This window comes from Bacteroidota bacterium (assembly GCA_016720935.1).
Lineage (GTDB): Bacteria > Bacteroidota > Bacteroidia > AKYH767-A > 2013-40CM-41-45 > JADKJP01.
This window is the reverse complement of record JADKJP010000002.1, coordinates 53,114-70,388: the sequence shown is the minus strand read 5'-3', so window position 1 is coordinate 70,388 and position 17,275 is coordinate 53,114. Positions and strand designations below refer to the sequence as shown.

The window sequence follows — 17,275 nt, the reverse complement described above, 5'->3', positions numbered from 1 at the left end:
TCTTCCGGATCAAAGTGGCCAGTAATACGGAATCAGCAACATCAGAACCGCCATCAATAGAATTGTCAGGATTCCTCCTGCTTTGAAAAAATCAATGAAGCGGTATTTTCCAGGACCGTAAACCAAAATACAGGATGGTTCAAATGGGGTCACCAATGAAACTGACGCGCTCAACATAACAGCTATCGCGAATGTTCTTGGATTCACTTCGAGGTGTCTTGCTGTTTCAATGGCGATAGGTAAAACCACAAGTGCCGCGGCCGCATTAGACATTGGTTGTGTCAAAAATACAGTGAGAATCACAAAGCCGGCCATAATCGCGATCGTTCCGAATGGCTCCATCACATTGACAATATTCTGAGACAACCACGTTGCCGCACCGGATTTTGTCATCGCCGTTCCGAATGCCGACATCCCGCCAATCATGATCAACAGTTTCCAGTCTATGGTTTCGTAGGCCCGTTCGACACTGACGGCTTTCATCAGGACCACAATCAACACACCTAAAATTAATGCCGCGGAAAGAGGGAGAATGTCGCATGATCCCAAAATAATCGATGCGATGAAAACAGCAAGCGTGAAAAAGCCTTTTCTCTTTTTGTATAAAAGAGGTCTGAAGTCATCAAGGATAACTATGTCCCGGGAGGTTTTGAAATAATTGATCTTTTCAACAGGACCTTGTACCAGCAAAATATCTCCTACACGCAATATCACGCTTCCCAGTTTTTCTCTTAATGTTTGTCCGGATCTGTTGATTGCAAGAACAACCAGTCCGTATTTCTGACGGAAGTTAGAGCTTTTCAAACTATTATTGACGAACTCTGCTTGTGGGGTTACAAGAACTTCCGCGAGTTTTATTTTATCGCTTTGCAAAGAATAATCCAACAGTCCATCGGCGCGAATATCAATTCCTTCTGTTTCTTTTACGGCCATCAAATGATCCAGCTTTCCTTCTACGATCAGGATGTCGTCCGCTTCAATAGTGGTGGTATTGTCCGGAAGAAAATTATGCCCGAGACGGATTACGTTTAAAATCCGAAATCCCATTTTACTGAGGTTCGATTTGAATATCCCTTTACCAACAAGCGGAGAGTTCTTCGCGATGACAATTTCACTTACATAAGCACGCAAACCAAATTCAGCCTCAAGGCTCTCGTCTTTATTGTCGGGCAATCCCCTCTTTCCAAAAACTGACATATACAATAACCCCACACCAAACAATGCAAGTCCAACAGGTAAAAATTCAAACATTCGCAATGGTTCTATACCAACCTTCTCGAGATAGCCGCTTACCGCGATATTTGTTGACGTCCCGATCAGGGTACATGTGCCGCCAAGAATAGATGCATAGGCAACCGGAATTAACACCTTCGATGGACTTATTTTCATGCTTCTTGCAACCGCTATGACCGGCGCAAGAAATATAGCAGTTACCGTGGTGTTGTTCATGAATGCCGAAGTAAGCCCAACAGCAACCATGATATACACAATGATGTAACCTGGATTAGATTTTGCAAGCGACAAAAGTCTTGATCCGATTAAATCAAGAACACCGGTCTGTTGCAATGCTCCACTGATAACAAAAATAGATGCAAGAATTACAATGAAGTCGCTGCCAAATCCGGAAAAAGCCTCTTGTGGTGTAATTATTTTGGTCGCCATTAAAACAAACAGCATACCCATCGTAACAACATCCACAGAAAATTTTTCTGTAGAAAAAAATATTACTGTGAGGACTAGTAGTCCCAGTACAATTGCAATCTCCATCGAAAAGAAATTACGGGTTGCAACAATGATTCCGTCCGACTAACGTAGGGGTAAACGAAAATACGCTTAGTAATGAATAATAAAAAATAAAGAAGAAATTAAAATAAACAACCACAAAATTACCCCCTGCAAAAGAGGCCGAATTCCAACTTTTTTAATTGTCTTCATCGAAATCCCTGCGCCAATCAAAAAAAGTGTCACACTAAAGGCTGTTTTTGAAATCTTTACAATTACTTCTGAAACAGATGGCGGAATGTGTGTGTAAGTATTGATTAATGACGCTACAATAAAAAAGAGAATAAACCAGGGAAGACTCGCTGCCGAACTTTGTTTTTTAAAAACAAGAGAAGTAAGCAACGCCAGTGGCACAATCCACAGCGCCCTTGCAAGCTTTACGGTTGTCGCAACCATCAGCGCTTCGTTTCCATAATGTGATGCAGCACCAACAACAGAGCTTGTGTCATGAATAGCGATCGCGGCCCACACTCCGAATTGCTGTTGTGTCAATCCGAAATATGTTCCAATCGGAGGAAAAATAAATAACGCGATCGCGTTCAAAATAAATACAGTTCCAATCGAAACAGAAATGTCTTTTTCATCGGCCTGTACAACCTGGCTAACTGCCGCGATTGCGCTTCCTCCGCAAATCGCGGTTCCAACAGAAATGAGATAAGAAATGATTCGCTCAACTTTTAATATTCTTCCAAGAAGAAATCCAAAACCCATTGCCGCAGAGATGGTCAATACGGTAAAAACAAATCCGTCTTTTCCTGCTTCCACAACTTTTGTAAAATTCATTCCAAAGCCGAGCCCCACAATGGCGCCTTGCAATAAATACTTCGTAACAACTTTTGATTGTTTTGGAAAGGGGTTGCCAAACACTATCCCGATCAACAAACCAAGCATCAGCGCATAACTCGCCGATAAAAAAAACACAAGAATAATCGCCAGCGCAACCCAAAATACCGGTTTGGCTGCCGCCTCTTTCGTCCACCTGGTCTGCTCAGACATGCTTATAATAACAGAATTCCGCCCCAATATCGTACAATTTCCCCGCTTTTCCGCCACTCTGTTTTTTCTTATCTTTGAATACTCTACTCCTGTTGAATATGTACGTACAACAACTTTATACCAATTGCCTCGCGGAGGCAGCATACTATATTGAATCCAACGGCGAAGCCGCTATTGTTGATCCAATTCGTGAAATCGAGCCCTATCTGGAAATGGCAAGACAACGCGGAACCAAAATCAAATACGTTTTCGAAACCCACTTTCATGCGGATTTTGTTTCCGGACATATTGATCTGGCAAAAGAAACCGGGGCGACAATCGTCTTTGGTCCTCTCGCCGAGACACAGTATAAAACATATACCGCGAAAGACGGTGAAGAATTTCGTCTCGGAAACATCACCCTAAAGGCGATCCATACTCCCGGCCACACTCCGGAATCTACAAGCTATTTACTCTATGATGAAAGCTATCAGGAATATTGCTTGTTCTCCGGCGATACTTTGTTTGTTGGCGATGTTGGTCGCCCAGACCTTCTCGATGGAAAAATGAGCAAAGAAGAGCTCGCGGGCATGATGTATGATTCATTGAACAAAAAAATCAAACTTCTTCCAGACGAAGTAATCGTTTATCCTGCTCATGGTCCTGGTTCTGCCTGTGGTAAAAATCTTGGCAAAGAAACCTGGAGTACGATCGGTCATCAGAAGAAAACAAATTACGCCCTGCGCGAAATGCACAAGGACGAGTTTATTAAAGAAGTTACCGAAGGTCTTGTTGCTCCTCCCGCCTACTTCTTCAGTGACGCACGCATCAACAAACAGGGATACGAAGCGATTGACGAGGTAATGAAGAAAAATCTTCGACCGCTATCCGTTGACGCTTTAGAAATGGAAATACAAAACGGAACCCTTGTCCTTGACACCCGAAACCCGGATGCGTTTGAAAAAGCGTTTATTCCGGGTGCGATCAACATTGGTCTTAATGGAATGTTTGCAGTGTGGGTGGGAACCGTTGTCGATATTCACGCTCCGCTTGTATTGGTCTGCGACTCTGGCAAAGAAGAAGAAGCCGTACAGCGTCTCGCTCGTGTCGGATATGAAAATGTGAGAGGATATATTCAGGGTGGAATGGACTCCTGGATTAATGCGGGTAAAAAAACCGATTCCGTAAATTCCGTTTCTCCAAAAGTTTTCGCTGACAAAGTACGATCCGGTGCTGCTGTTCTCGACGTAAGAAAAATTTCAGAGGCGGAGGCCGGTTACGTTCAGGGTGCAAATGTTTTGCCTCTCGCCGATTTAAAAAACAGCATCTCTGCTCTCCCGAAAAACGAACCTTTGTACATTCACTGTGCGGGTGGTTACAGATCCATGATCGCAGCTTCCATGATGAAAGCTGTCGGTTATACCAATGTAATTAATGTCTACGGTGGCTGGAGTCTGATTAAAGACGAAAATATCCCGGTGGCAACCGGCGCCGTGGAAACAAAAAGCCTGTAGTCCTTTTTCTCTGTGGATCTCTCCCAACTCATCCAACAGCACTCATTGCTGATGCTTGACTTTCATGCTACCTGGTGTGAGCCCTGTAAATGGGCGGAACCGGTGATTGAAGTTGTATTGAAACACTTTGATGAAAAGATCTTTCTCGAAAAAATCGACATTGACGAACACCCTGCGCTCGCGAAAGATTTTCACGTATTAAGCGTCCCTACTTTTGTTCTGTTGAAAAACGGAGAAGAGGTCTGGCGCATGCGAGGCTTTGATATTGCCCCGAAAATGATCCGGGCTATTGAAGAAAGGCTCCGGCCGTAAACACACAAGTATTATTTCGCGCAAAGGCGCAAAGAGCGCAGAGTGTTTTGCTTTGCGTCCTTTGCGCCTTTGCGCGAAAAATAATATTTATTTATCTCAAAGTATATGATCCTGCACCACTAAGGTTGCCATCAATATACACCTCGATAAGATATGTTCCGGGAGGGAACATCTTGTCTTGCTGCTCTTCGTAGTTCATGCAAACATTTTGCTTCGCTCCGGTATAATTGATCGTAGTCGTGGCGGCATACATGATCTCTTCTCCGGCCGACGTTTTGAATGAATTCGAACCGGTGCTGCGATTGCCCACAGCTTTTCCGCCTGGTTCTGTGATCTTCAGGTAAACCGTTTTGTCGCCCTGCTTCGCGATTTTGTTATCCAGAACATCAAAACAAATACTCAGCTTGTGTGTCCGTTTTGCCATTGCTGTTTCAACAAATTTGCCGGAAGATTTGCGTTTGAAAGACTGTACTTTGATATATTCTGTCTTCAATACAGATGCGGTCGCGACAGTTGTTTCGAGGTTCTTAGACAAGGACTCAACGTTGCTGGTGAGTTGTTCTTTCTCGGTAACCAGCTGTTTGTTTGCCATGAGCAACGAGTCGATTCGGCCAAGGTATTCGTCACGCAGCATTTGGAGGTCTGCAAGCTGTTGTTTCAGCTTGGTGTTCAGAGCCGCCATGTTCTTTTCTCGGGAATTAATGTCCTTGATCTTTTTAGCCTGCTCTTCGATCTTAGCCTGAGCTTCGTTCAGAAGACTATCAAGGTTTGCGGAAATGCCGCGGTATTTTTCCAGCTCAGCCTTTGTGTCGGAGAGTTCTTTCTCAACATTCACCCGCTCCACGACAAGTGTATCCACCTTCTGTTCATAAGTATTGATTGTGGTGGTGTGGTTGCGCCACTGGTAAATGTTCATAACGGCAGAGAGTAAAAATAATACAATCCAAAGGGTGCCTTTTCCCTTTTTTTGTTCTTGGTTTTGTGTTTCCATTTTTCCGCTTAGTTTTTAGTGCGATGATTATAAAGAGCTAAAAGTAACGTGTTCGCTATCGCGCTTATTATATATAAAGCAAAAGTTATGAAACATGTTTTTCACAATCTTCATACGTTATTAACGTTTGTAGCCTTATAATTAGCCGTTTGAGCTGTCACTTACGGGAGAACAATGTGTAACTTTCAAAATTAAATTCATCTTCTCTCCAATTTCCATCATAAGAGAGAAGAATAACATCGGCTGTACAGCACTTCGCATGAGTAAGAAAATATACAAAGAGCAAATTAAAAGTCCGGTGCAATCCTATTTGCTGTCGGAAGTTTTTAAGACACTAAACGCCCATCCCAACAAAACCTTCAACTACAAACAGCTTACAACCCATATCAAACCCGGCTTTCTCAATTTTATTCGTGAAACAATAGGAGGAGATGTGCATGTCGAAGATCTTGCCGATGAACTGAAAAAAGAAATCCTCATTATCCTTCGCTCACTGCTTGCCAAAGGTGATTTACTGGAAGTGGAGCGCGGTAAATACAAGCTCAAACCCAAGCATGCATATACGGAAGGAATAATTGATATATCTGCCAGTGGCGCTGCTTATCTCCTCAGCGAAAACGACGAAGACGATATTTACATTGCTCCCCGGAATGTCAAGAACGCCCTGAATGGTGATCGGGTAAAGATTTACCTCTACGCACGACATAAGAACCAGCGCCTCGAAGGGGAGGTGGTAGATATCCTCGAGCGCTCAAAAACAGAATTCGCGGGAAATGTTCAGCTGCAAGGAAAATTCGCCTTTGTTGTTCCCGACTCACCAAAAATGCTGGTCGATATTTTCATACCACAACATCTGATTGGGGAGGCACAACACGGACAAAAAGTAATCGCCGAAATCGTAGAGTGGCCGCGTGGAACAAAAAATCCCGTCGGAAAAATTACCAAGCTGCTGGGCTGGCCCGGTGACAACGATGTTGAAATGAACTCCATCCTCTCGGAATACGGCTTTCCGTTGGAGTTCCCGAGAAGAGTGGAGGAAGAAGCTTCAAATATTCCGGTTGTTATCCCCAACGACGAGATCAAACGCCGCAGGGATTTTCGCGACACAACAACCTTCACCATCGATCCTTACGACGCGAAGGACTTTGATGACGCGCTTTCCATAAAAAAACTTGAGAACGGGAATTGGGAAATTGGCGTTCACATCGCGGACGTTACACATTACATTCGCCCTCTTACTCAGCTCGACAAAGAAGCTTATTTCCGTGGAACATCGGTTTACCTCGTAGATCGTGTCATTCCCATGCTTCCTGAAAAATTATCCAACGGTGTTTGTTCACTTCGCCCCAACGAAGACAAGCTGTGTTTCGCAGCGGTTTTTGAAATGGACGAAAAGGCTCACGTCCTCAAGTCCTGGTTCGGGAAAACCATCATTCATTCTGACAAACGATTCGCTTACGAAGATGCGCAACTGGTGATCGAAACCGGCGAGGGTCCGCTCAAAGACGAAATTCTGGCGCTCAATGATCTCGCTCAAAAACTGCGCACAGAGAGATTCAAAAAAGGCGCTATCGCGTTTGAAAAAATGGAAGTTAAGTTTAAGCTTGACGAAAAAGGAAAACCGCTCGGTGTTTATCTGAAAGAAAGCAAAGAAGCAAACAAGCTCATCGAAGAGTTTATGCTCCTTGCCAACAGATCGGTTGCCGAGCTGATCGGCAAAAAACACATTGTTACCGCTCAAAAGAAAAAGAAAAAAGGAGAAGAAGAATCGGAAAGCGTTTCCGTGCAGCGCCGCCCCTTTGTTTACCGTATTCACGAAGGGCCCGTTGCCGACAAACTGCAAAACTTCGCGAAGTTCGCGAGCAAATGGGGATACAAATTAAAAATCGATAACGATAAGGAAATTTCTTCTTCGTTGAACGGACTGATGAAAAGCCTGCATGGTAAAAAAGAACAGAATGTTCTTGAACAGCTGGCCATCCGTACCATGTCAAAAGCGATCTATTCTACAGAAAACGTCGGACACTATGGACTCGCTTTTGATTTTTATACTCACTTCACCTCTCCTATCCGTCGTTACCCCGACATGATGGTGCATCGTTTACTTGAGGCTTATCTTACAAATAACCAAAACACAGACAAGGAGCTGCTGGAAGAACAGTGCAAGCACAGCACACAAATGGAAATAAAAGCCTCTGAAGCCGAGCGCGCATCGATTAAATACAAACAGGTGGAGTTTCTTCAGGATAAAATCGGAGAGGTCTTCGATGGTTTGATTTCCGGTGTGACAGAATGGGGGCTCTTTGTCGAAATCATAGAAAACAAGTGCGAGGGAATGGTTCGTCTCCGGGATCTTGATGATGACTTCTACGAGTTTGATGATACGAATTACTGCGTTATCGGCGCGAGAACAAAAAAGCGCTACACCATGGGCGATAATGTGAAAGTCCAGGTAATGCGTTGCGACCTGATCCGAAAACAAATCGATTTCAAAATGATTACCGGTGATGGTCCGGTAAGTATGCCTATGCCCGAACACCCGCCAAGGCGAAAAGGATTTTCTGGAAGAGAAAAGAAAAAAGAAAAGCCAAAACAGAAATCAAAAAAGTGGCGTAAATAATTTGTGTTCCCATTTTCTAAATACAAACACAAAAGCAGATGCTTTTTTAAAGCGAAATTTCTTCTTAGGGGTTTCGCTTTTTTATTTTTCCTGTTAATATTTCCCAGAACATCACAAAATCAGAACCAAGACTCCATAGGGGATATGTAAATGTTGCCGGTTTATTTTTTTCAATAAGCAAATGACTGATCCAGGCAAAACCATAACCCGCGATGGGCATCAGAATAAGTGAGGTTCCCGATTGCATAAATATTCCATACAGAAAAAGTAAAATCACCAGAAAGGTTCCGAAGAAATGAAAAGCTTGGGTCATCGGCCGTCGGTGTTCCGATAAATAATAAGGATAAAATTCTTTAAAGGATTTGTATTTCTTTTCCATAAAAGACAGGAGATAATTAAATGGGTTTTTAAACCTTCCTCTCTTGTTTAGTTCCCCTCCGGAGCATCCGTATTATCAATTTTCTTTTCATCACCGCTGCGGTATGTTAACTTCAACACTTCCGCTCCGTTTTCATCGTATAAAAACCACTCTCCGTCAGGCAGACCAAGGCGATAGTTTCTGATTTCATGAACACGACCATTGTCCCAGTAATAAGTATGCTTTCCTGTTTCAAGGCCTTCCAGATATTCCCCTTCAAAAGCTAATTTTCCGTCACGATAATATTGTTTCCAGATGCCGTCTTCTTTACCATCAACAAATTTTCCTTCCGCGACATATTCTCCAATACTGTATTTCCAGTCTCCGTCTTGTTTGCCATCAACATAATTTCCTTCCGTCAATACTGTTCCGTCATCATCATATTCTTTCATCAAACCATTTTCTTTTCCGTTGGTATATGTTTCTTCTCTGCGAATCTGCCCGTTAGGATAATACCACTTCCAGGGGCCAATTGGTTTTCCTTTCAGATAAGCGCCAACCTGTTCCATCGAATCGTTTTCAAATGAAAACTTCCAGATGCCTTCTCTTTTTCCATCAACATACATTCCTATGCTTCGGATTTTTCCGCTTTCATAAAATTCTTTCCACTCTCCCTGCTCACGTCCCTGATTATCCATCTTTCCTTGTCTGAGCAATCGACCTCCGGAAAAAACTTTCGCGCTGTCAATATTTCCATCCTCATCATACTGACGGAATACTCCTTCCGGGATTCCTTTCTTAAATGTTCCTACAATCTTCGTTGCGCCTGTCGGATAATAATTTCGTTTTACTTCAAACTTATCTTTCTCCTCTGCTTCTTTTACAACAAGTTCGCCCATTCGGTATTCTTCCTTTTTCACTACTCTTCCATCCATTGAATATTCCTTGAATATTCCGTCTTTCTTATCGTCTTTATAAATACCATCCGCTTTGAGCTGGTCTGAATCGTAAAATTCCTTGTAGGTACCCTGTTTCATTCCCAACTTATCCGTGCGGTTAATCTTTTCTTCTTTCTGATAAAATCCGTTCCTGTAATACGTAACGGTAATTAGTGTGCCGTCGTCCCTGTATTCTCTGGCCATTCCATTTTCAACTCCGTTAACAAAAGGAATAGACTTTATCAATTTTCCATTCTCATTGTAATACTTTGAAACACCCTGACGAATACTCATCGAATCAATTTCTTCCGATTGAATATTTCCGTTATCGTAATATGTTTTTTGTACTCCGTTTTTTAAACCTTCTTTGTAATTATACTCTGCAGTCAGCACCGATGAGTCGTTGTAGAATTTCCAGAGACTGTCCAGTTTAAAATTTACACGGTTTCCTTCGGATTTCAACCGGCCACTTTCATAATAACTTTTCCAGTAACCATCCGGTTTCCCATTTTTCAAAGTTCCTTCACTTGACTTTATTCCTCCGGGATAATAAAATGTATTGAATCCGTCAGGGTTTACTTTTTGAGCATCCTGGGCGATGGATGGTAAAACCAAAACCATGAAGAAATATGAAATGAAAAAGAATCTCGAAAGCATACAGTATATCGGAATTGGTTTATAAACCATTTTGTTTTGAAATTTCTAGCATGCGCTGGATTGGCAACAAAGCTTTCACACGAATATCTTCCGGCAATATAAGTTCTGGTGCCTCATACTTTAAACAAATATACAATTTCTCCAGTGTGTTCAGTTTCATGTGCGGACAATCATTACATGCACAGGCATTGTTCGGCGGTGCCGGGATAAATGTTTTTTCCGGAGAAGATTTCACCATCTGGTGTAAAATACCTGTTTCCGTTCCGACAATGAATTCAGTGTCCGGAGATTTGATTGTGTAATTTAACAATGCGGTTGTAGATCCGATAAAATCTGCCAACGCCAGTACATTTGGTTCACATTCCGGATGAGCAATAAATTTCGCGTTCGGATGTTTCGCTTTTAGTTTCGTAATTTTTTCCAGTGAGAAAATTTCATGAACCATACATGTTCCATCCCACAAAACCATATCTCTTCCTGTTTTCTCCGCGATAAATTTTCCAAGGTTTCTGTCAGGCGCAAAAATTATTTTTTTGTCTTTCGGCACACTGTTCACGATCGCGGCGGCATTCGATGAGGTACAGATGATATCACTCATCGCTTTTATTTCCGCGGAACAATTGATATAAGAAATCACAACATGATCCGGATACCGGGCTTTGAATGCCGCGAAAGGTCCGGGCTGACAAGCATCTGCAAGTGAACAACCTGCACGCAGATCGGGTAACAAAACTTTTTTCCCGGGATTCAGAATTTTGGCGGTTTCCGCCATGAAATGAACTCCGGCGAAAACAATAATCGATGCATTTGTTTTTTCTGCCTGCTGGGCAAGCCCCAAACTGTCGCCGATATAATCCGCGACATCCTGGATATCAGCGTCCTGGTAATAATGAGCAAGCAGTATCGCATTTTTTTCTTCCTTGAGTTTTTTTATTTCCGCGAACAAATCTACGGAAGGATCCGGTTCAATATCCAAAAAACCCTTCTGCCCTACCTCAAGCATTTTTTCATTCAACACATTCATAATAATAATAATTTTTTTTATTAAATTTTAAAATCTACTACTACTATTAGCCTGTTCATACTGTTTGTAATTTTCATCGTTTTACCTTGACTTTGGATTTATACACCAAAACGTTGAGGTTATGAACAGGGTTGTTTATTACAATCTTTTGATTTATAGTTTTATGGATTTACAATCAACATCGGGTTACTACACTGTCGGTTCATAAGAATCTTTAAAACGAAGGTGAACAACATTGTCTTTTTTGTCAGTATCTAATTTTTCCCGCTGATACAATTTACTTGCTTTGTGACATTGCTTTCATAAGGAGAATTCAATATGAACAATGCAAGAAAATCTTTTCACCCACTTTCAACCGATTCCAATCAAGTACACAAAAATACTGTTAATAAATCGTTTTGTAACTACCGTATAAATCAGGACAATAAAAACCGGAAAAGATGACATGTTCATAACAAATTAAGTACTTTTGTTAGAACAAGAAGAAACATTCGCCATGAAAACACCAAGTGTTGCCCTGGGCTGCGATCACGCCGGTTTCGAATACAAGGAAATTATTAAAAAACACCTGACCGGAAAAGGCTTCGTTGTTAAGGATTTTGGTACAAATTCTTCAGATTCCGTCGACTACCCCGATTTTGTTCACCCATTATCCACTGCAGTTGAGAATAAGGAGCTTGATTTTGGAGTATTGTTTTGTGGTTCAGCGAATGGAGTTGCAATAACCGCGAATAAACACGCCGGAATAAGAGCAGCCATTGTTTGGAAAAACGAACTCGCATCACTGGCCCGACAACACAACGACGCGAATGTGCTTTGTATCCCGGCCCGTTTTGTTTCATCGGAAGAAGCAAAAACTTTTGTCGATACATTTCTGTCTACATCCTTTGAAGGAGGAAGACACGCCAACCGTGTAAATAAAATCAGCTTACCGATCTAATTGTATTAATACACAAATAAAGTGCAGGCTATACATTTTCTTTTCCGGTATTGCAGCGCACTCTTATTGTTTGCTTCCCCTTATTTTCTTTTAGCTCAGGATCCTGTGGCTGTTGAATATAGTAATCTACTGTCGACGGATTCGGTTTACCATTCAATTTCTGTTTTGAGTTCCGATTCCCTTGAAGGTCGTGAAACCGGAAGGCCCGGGCAAAAAAAAGCTGCCGCGTTTATTCGGTCCGCTTTTGAGCGTAACGGATTACTACCCGGAGTTTATGGCACATATGATCAGTTTCATCCGGTGACCGCCCGTAGCTGCGACAATTGTAATGTCGAAGTAAACCAACAGTTTTTCGTTTTCATGAGGGATTATTTTTATGCTTCGGGCTATAACGACACCATGCTGGTAATCGATACTGTTCATTTTGTCGGATATGGAATATCGGATCCCGCTTACGATGATTATAAAAACCAAAACCTTTTTGGAAAAACAATCATGTTTTGTGACGGAGAACCCAGGAAAAAATCAGGAAAATATTTTCTTACAAAAGAGAAAACCCAATCAGCATGGTCGACCGACTGGAGGAAAAAAGTTGAGCTTATCTATGAGAAAAAACCAAGACTGGCACTCATTATCACCGATTCTCTGGAAGCGATTGCGGATTCATTTAACTACAAAACCATTGATCCCGGATTTATGAGTCTGGTGAGAAGTTCCGGAGCAATACCCATTATGTTTATCACCAAAGCGATGGCCCTGCGGTTTTTCCCAGAAACAAATGACGACTTGCTTTCCGGGGCCATTTCGAAAATCTCCAGAAAACGCAAGCCGGTTTCTCTTGTGCAATCGGCGAATGCTGTTATCACAATTTCCTCCAACACGGATCGCTTAAAAGGGCAGAATATCATTGCTTACATAGAGGGCTATGAGAAAAAGGAAGAAGCGGTTTTTGTAACGGCCCACTACGACCATCTTGGCAATCACGATTCTCTCATTTATCATGGTGCCGACGACAACGCAAGCGGCACCTCCGCTGTCGTGGAAATGGCAAGGGTGTTTTCAAAAGCGGCAAAGGAGGGCAATAGGCCGAGACGAAGTATTTATTTCATGCTCGTTAGTGGCGAAGAAAAAGGGCTTTTGGGTTCAAAATACTATGTGAAGCGACCTGTTGTGCCCCTTCAAAACACTGTAGTTGATTTGAACACCGATATGATCGGCCGGGTAGACGACAAGCACGATTCAATAACAGAAAAAAATTACGTTTATATTATTGGTTCGGATAAGCTCAGCTCGGAGCTTCATGAAATTAATGAAAGGGTTAACAAAAACATTACCCGCCTCACATTGGATTACACATATAATAAGCCGGGTGACCCGAATCGCTTTTATTTCAGGAGCGACCATTACAATTTTGCAAAAAACAACGTCCCTGTTATCTTCTATTTTAATGGAACACACCAGGATTATCACCGGGAAACAGACACTATCGACAAAATCGACACCAGCCTGCTAATCAATCGGGCACGGCTTGTGTTTTTAACCGCCTGGGAAGTTGCCAACAGAAAAGACAGAATCCGCGTTGATACCAAACCCGAAAAAGAATAGACTTTAATGCCGAAAGAATTACACTGAACAGAATTAAAATAGATCTAAAATCGTATTTTCGTGACCATGAAAATCCTGCGCATTCTTCCCCTGATTGTCCTTCTTTCAATCACCGCGCACGCTCAAAAGCTGACCAGCGAAGAGCTATTCAAAGAATATTTTTTAAATCACACAGATAGTCTTGACGCGATTGAAGGAATCTGGACCGTCTCCACAACCCAGGAGTTTTATAATTACGACACCCTATACGACGTACAAAAGTTCCCCAAAGCCGCGAAAGTAGCTGTCATTAAAAAAGAAAATAAATACGAGTCATTCAATCTCACCGGCGAATCCTATGATGTTCAGTTTTCCATTACGGATGTGAAGGGCGTATATCTGTACAGGAACTTTTTCAGAGAGACAAACGAATATTCCAAAACATCGGCCGTTATCAGTAAAGCGGGAGAAATGGAATACACCTATGAATTTCCCGATGATTACTTAAGGGTAAAATTTGCCGACTCCTACGAAGACGGCACCCGCGTGGTAAATATCCTTAAGTGGACAAAAATATTTCCGGACACCAAGAAAAAATAAACCTTGAGAAACAGAGCCGCCCAAATTCCTTTTCTATTGTCGGGCGGACTTGTCCTTTTTGGCCTGCTGTTTTCTTATTCGGCATTTTCTTCAAGCGACTCAAAGTACTGGATAACTTTCAGGGATAAAAAAAACACAACATTCGACCCGTATCAGTATTTTGATCAAAGGGCAATCGAACAAAGATTACGCAACAGCATTCCCTTAATTGACACAAGCGATTTTCCGGTTTCAGAAGAATACCTTGATCAGGTTGGTTCTGTCGGCGCGACTCTTCACTGGCCCAGCAGATGGCTAAATGGTGTCGCGGTTTATGCTACAGAACAACAATTGGAAAAAATAAAAGCGATGCCATTTGTTCTGGATGCCGAACCCATGAACGATGTTGCCCAAATTTCTGAAAATCGGACGCGGGTTTTAAAAAACGAAATTGTTCCCCTCTTGAAATTTCAGACATCCAGGATGCAGGGAGAATTGTTTCAAAAGGAAAAACTTGACGGCAAAGGAATTCGCATCGCCGTTTTTGATGCCGGTTTCCCCGGGGTCGATAAAAATCCGGCCTTCAAAAAATTGAGGGACGAAAAAAGAATTGTCGCAACCTATGATTTTGTTGCAAAGAAAGAGTCGGTATACGGCCATCACTGGCACGGCACCGCAACACTTTCTTGTCTGACCGGAGTTGCGGATAGTTTAAATATCGGACTGGCAACAGGAGCAGAATACTTGCTCGCAAGAACAGAATATTCATTCCGCGAACCGGAATCAGAAGAAGAAAACTGGCTTGCCGCTGCCGAGTGGGCCGATAAAAACGGCGCAAATATTATCAGCAGCTCTTTGGGCTATACAAACAGAAGGTATTTTAATACAGAACTAAATGGCCGGAAAAGCTTAGTGGCCCGTGCCGCAACCATTGCATTTCAAAAAGGCATTCTCGTTCTGAACGCCGCTGGCAATGAGGGCAGCAGCGAATGGAAATTTATTGACACACCCTCTGACGCGGACAGCGTTCTTGCTATAGGAGGCGTTGATCCGGAAAGTGATTTTCATATTTCATTCAGCTCTTTCGGACCGACAAGCGAAGGCAAACTTAAGCCCAATCTTTGCGGACTGGGCAAAGCAGTTGTTATGAAACCCGGCGGATTAAGCGTGGCTTTTGGTACATCTTTTTCTACACCACTTGTCGCAGGTTTTGCCGCGTGCGCCTGGCAATCACATCGCGAATGGACCAACAAGGAGCTTTTTGAAGAACTCCAGAAATCCGGACACCTATACCCGTATTTTGATTATGCTCATGGATACGGTATTCCTCAGGCCTCCGCGTTTTTGCACATAGAAAAATCAACCGAACCGACATTCGATTTTGTGATTATTAATAATGAAATAAAAGTTATTTTAAGGGAAAAATATTCATACTCCTCTACTGAAGAGGCCCTGGGTTATCCCGTAAAAAGAAACCTGTATTACAAATTCGAAGACGAATATGGAAGAATGATCTCATATTCGGTGTTACTCGCACAGGAAAAGGAGGCGCTTAGGTTTATAGCCGAAGACTTTCATGCGGGTGATGTAGTAACCGTTCACTTTGAGGGCTACACCAGCTCTTTTGATTTTCCTAAAACAGAAATCCAGCAAGATGATCAAATTCAAAAATAGTTTCAGGAAAACACCCTTGTTCCTGTTGCTCCTCTTTGCGGCAACAAAGTTGGAGGCACAAACGGTTTTATTACACGTTGACCGCTCAAGCGACTCTATACCCTCGAAATTTGGGCCCAACCTTCACTCTTATGCGTATCCATATTTTCGTTTCGGATTTGTATGTGGAGATAATAATCCGGGCGCAAAAATTAAATACGGCACATCTGTCGCGCTTGCTTTCGGAGCAAGAGTAAAATATAAAGTTGGGAAAATATATTCCACCGGATGGGATTTGGGTTTCTATTATCACGCGTTTAAATTGGCTCAGGATTCCGGAAAAATTGTGCCAAATAATTTTCAAAATAAAACGGAACGACTTGACTTTTCTTCTCTTAGAATTGCCTGGTTCAACCGGATTAATTTCGATCCTCATCGCGGAAATATCCTTGGTCGTTATCTGGATTTCGGCCTTGCCGGAGAGTGGAATTATACGGTAAAGAACATTTTGAAGAACGATCTTCCGGACGGAAGCAGCGCCACAACGGTCGTCAAAAAACAACCTTACTATACAGACCTGAACGCCTATGCCGAAGCTAAATTTGGCATCGACCGATTTGCGTTTTATGGAACTTATCGCCTCACAGATCTATTCAGGCCCCGATTTAATTTCCCGGAGTTACCGCCATTGGTTATTGGAATAGAACTAGCGCTAGGGGTTAATTGATCAACCATTTGAGCTCAGACGCCATAAGAACACCCAACATACCAGGCAAATGATTCGAAAAAAGTACACTTATTTATTCCTATTGATGTCGTTCTGTGGCATTTCGGTCACCAATGTTGTCGCGATAGAACCGGAGGGTGAAATCAGTTTTAAGGGCGAAGATTTTCCTGCAGAGAAAAAAGCGGAATTGTTTTGCGCCGACTCAAGCATGTGTTTGCAATTTAAAGATGAGCTTAAAAAAACGGCGACCTTAATATTGAACGGAAGGATGGGCGGAAACACCATCAGGCTTGAAATCGAAACACCGGCAACATTGGGCCCGCATAAAATTAAGCTCGACAAGGATGGAGACCCTAAGCCGGGCGAAAAGTTTTATATCGAAATCCTTGGTCCAAATTCGGCTGTGGATAAATCGGTTTATACTATTGAAGACGAAAGCGATGACGCCACTGTCACAATTACCGAAATTGCGGAAGAAACAGGAACCTTGCACGCAACATTTTCGGGTCGTTTTTTTGACGGCGCGACCGGTGTTAAAAGGGCGCAGATTGGCGGATCGGTTTTAATAAAATGATTATCATTGTGTTCTTGATATTTAGTATTAAACAGATTTAGTTACCA

At 42.4% G+C, this 17,275-nt stretch carries 15 protein-coding genes; 9 read left to right on the top strand and 6 right to left on the bottom strand.

What is annotated here, in order from left to right:
* Window positions 1-9: 9 nt before the first annotated feature.
* Entirely contained in the window at window positions 10-1,767 is a 1,758-nt protein-coding gene (locus tag IPP86_00630; GenBank protein ID MBL0137017.1) for an SLC13 family permease, read from the bottom strand.
* A 66-nt stretch (window positions 1,768-1,833) separates the two neighbouring features.
* Window positions 1,834-2,778 carry a putative sulfate exporter family transporter gene (locus tag IPP86_00625; protein MBL0137016.1) on the bottom strand — a complete coding sequence of 315 codons (945 nt, stop codon included), beginning with the start codon at window positions 2,776-2,778 and terminating at the stop codon, window positions 1,834-1,836.
* A 98-nt stretch (window positions 2,779-2,876) separates the two neighbouring features.
* Between IPP86_00625 and IPP86_00620 the strand changes: the two genes are divergently transcribed.
* Together IPP86_00620 and IPP86_00615 are read left to right on the top strand one after the other, a co-directional pair.
* A complete protein-coding gene (locus IPP86_00620; protein ID MBL0137015.1) occupies window positions 2,877-4,271 on the top strand; it encodes an MBL fold metallo-hydrolase in 1,395 nt (464 codons plus the stop codon).
* Window positions 4,272-4,322: 51 nt separating this feature from the next.
* Entirely contained in the window at window positions 4,323-4,583 is a 261-nt protein-coding gene (locus IPP86_00615) for a thioredoxin family protein (GenBank protein MBL0137014.1), read from the top strand.
* Window positions 4,584-4,674: 91 nt separating this feature from the next.
* On the opposite strand, the gene IPP86_00610 is transcribed toward IPP86_00615, so the two are convergent.
* A complete protein-coding gene (locus tag IPP86_00610) occupies window positions 4,675-5,574 on the bottom strand; it encodes a hypothetical protein (protein MBL0137013.1) in 900 nt (299 codons plus the stop codon).
* Window positions 5,575-5,833: 259 nt separating this feature from the next.
* On the opposite strand from IPP86_00610, the gene rnr reads away from it, so the two are divergent.
* Window positions 5,834-8,194, top strand: coding sequence for a ribonuclease R (rnr, locus tag IPP86_00605; protein ID MBL0137012.1), 2,361 nt, complete (start codon window positions 5,834-5,836; stop codon window positions 8,192-8,194).
* 64 nt (window positions 8,195-8,258) lie between these two features.
* Here rnr and IPP86_00600 read toward each other — a convergent pair whose 3' ends face one another.
* From IPP86_00600 to nadA, 3 genes are read right to left on the bottom strand one after another with little or no spacing between them, the layout of a single operon-like run.
* Complete coding sequence (locus tag IPP86_00600) at window positions 8,259-8,573, bottom strand: DUF962 domain-containing protein (protein ID MBL0137011.1); 315 nt, start codon at window positions 8,571-8,573, stop codon at window positions 8,259-8,261.
* A gap of 47 nt (window positions 8,574-8,620) precedes the next feature.
* On the bottom strand, window positions 8,621-10,147 hold the full coding sequence (locus tag IPP86_00595) for a toxin-antitoxin system YwqK family antitoxin (protein ID MBL0137010.1): 1,527 nt from the start codon (window positions 10,145-10,147) through the stop codon (window positions 8,621-8,623).
* A 19-nt stretch (window positions 10,148-10,166) separates the two neighbouring features.
* Complete coding sequence (gene nadA, locus IPP86_00590; GenBank protein ID MBL0137009.1) at window positions 10,167-11,171, bottom strand: quinolinate synthase NadA; 1,005 nt, start codon at window positions 11,169-11,171, stop codon at window positions 10,167-10,169.
* A 496-nt stretch (window positions 11,172-11,667) separates the two neighbouring features.
* Here nadA and rpiB point away from each other — a divergent pair, with 496 nt between their 5' ends.
* The 6 genes from rpiB to IPP86_00560 all read left to right on the top strand — a co-directional run bounded on the left by rpiB (window position 11,668) and on the right by IPP86_00560 (window position 17,228).
* Window positions 11,668-12,111 carry a ribose 5-phosphate isomerase B gene (rpiB, locus tag IPP86_00585; GenBank protein MBL0137008.1) on the top strand — a complete coding sequence of 148 codons (444 nt, stop codon included), beginning with the start codon at window positions 11,668-11,670 and terminating at the stop codon, window positions 12,109-12,111.
* A gap of 21 nt (window positions 12,112-12,132) precedes the next feature.
* Complete coding sequence (locus IPP86_00580; protein MBL0137007.1) at window positions 12,133-13,716, top strand: M28 family peptidase; 1,584 nt, start codon at window positions 12,133-12,135, stop codon at window positions 13,714-13,716.
* Window positions 13,717-13,782: 66 nt separating this feature from the next.
* Complete coding sequence (locus tag IPP86_00575) at window positions 13,783-14,295, top strand: hypothetical protein (protein ID MBL0137006.1); 513 nt, start codon at window positions 13,783-13,785, stop codon at window positions 14,293-14,295.
* Window positions 14,296-14,298: 3 nt separating this feature from the next.
* Window positions 14,299-15,948 (top strand): S8 family serine peptidase, encoded by a 1,650-nt coding sequence (locus IPP86_00570; GenBank protein ID MBL0137005.1) that lies wholly within the window; start codon window positions 14,299-14,301, stop codon window positions 15,946-15,948.
* Window positions 15,929-16,654, top strand: a complete 726-nt coding sequence (locus IPP86_00565) for a hypothetical protein (protein ID MBL0137004.1) — start codon at window positions 15,929-15,931, stop codon at window positions 16,652-16,654. Before IPP86_00570 ends, IPP86_00565 begins: the two co-directional genes overlap by 20 nt.
* Window positions 16,655-16,703: 49 nt before the next feature.
* The gene (locus IPP86_00560) at window positions 16,704-17,228 is read left to right on the top strand and encodes a hypothetical protein (GenBank protein ID MBL0137003.1); all 525 of its coding nucleotides are present in this window, start codon (window positions 16,704-16,706) and stop codon (window positions 17,226-17,228) included.
* The last annotated feature ends 47 nt before the right edge of the window (window positions 17,229-17,275 follow it).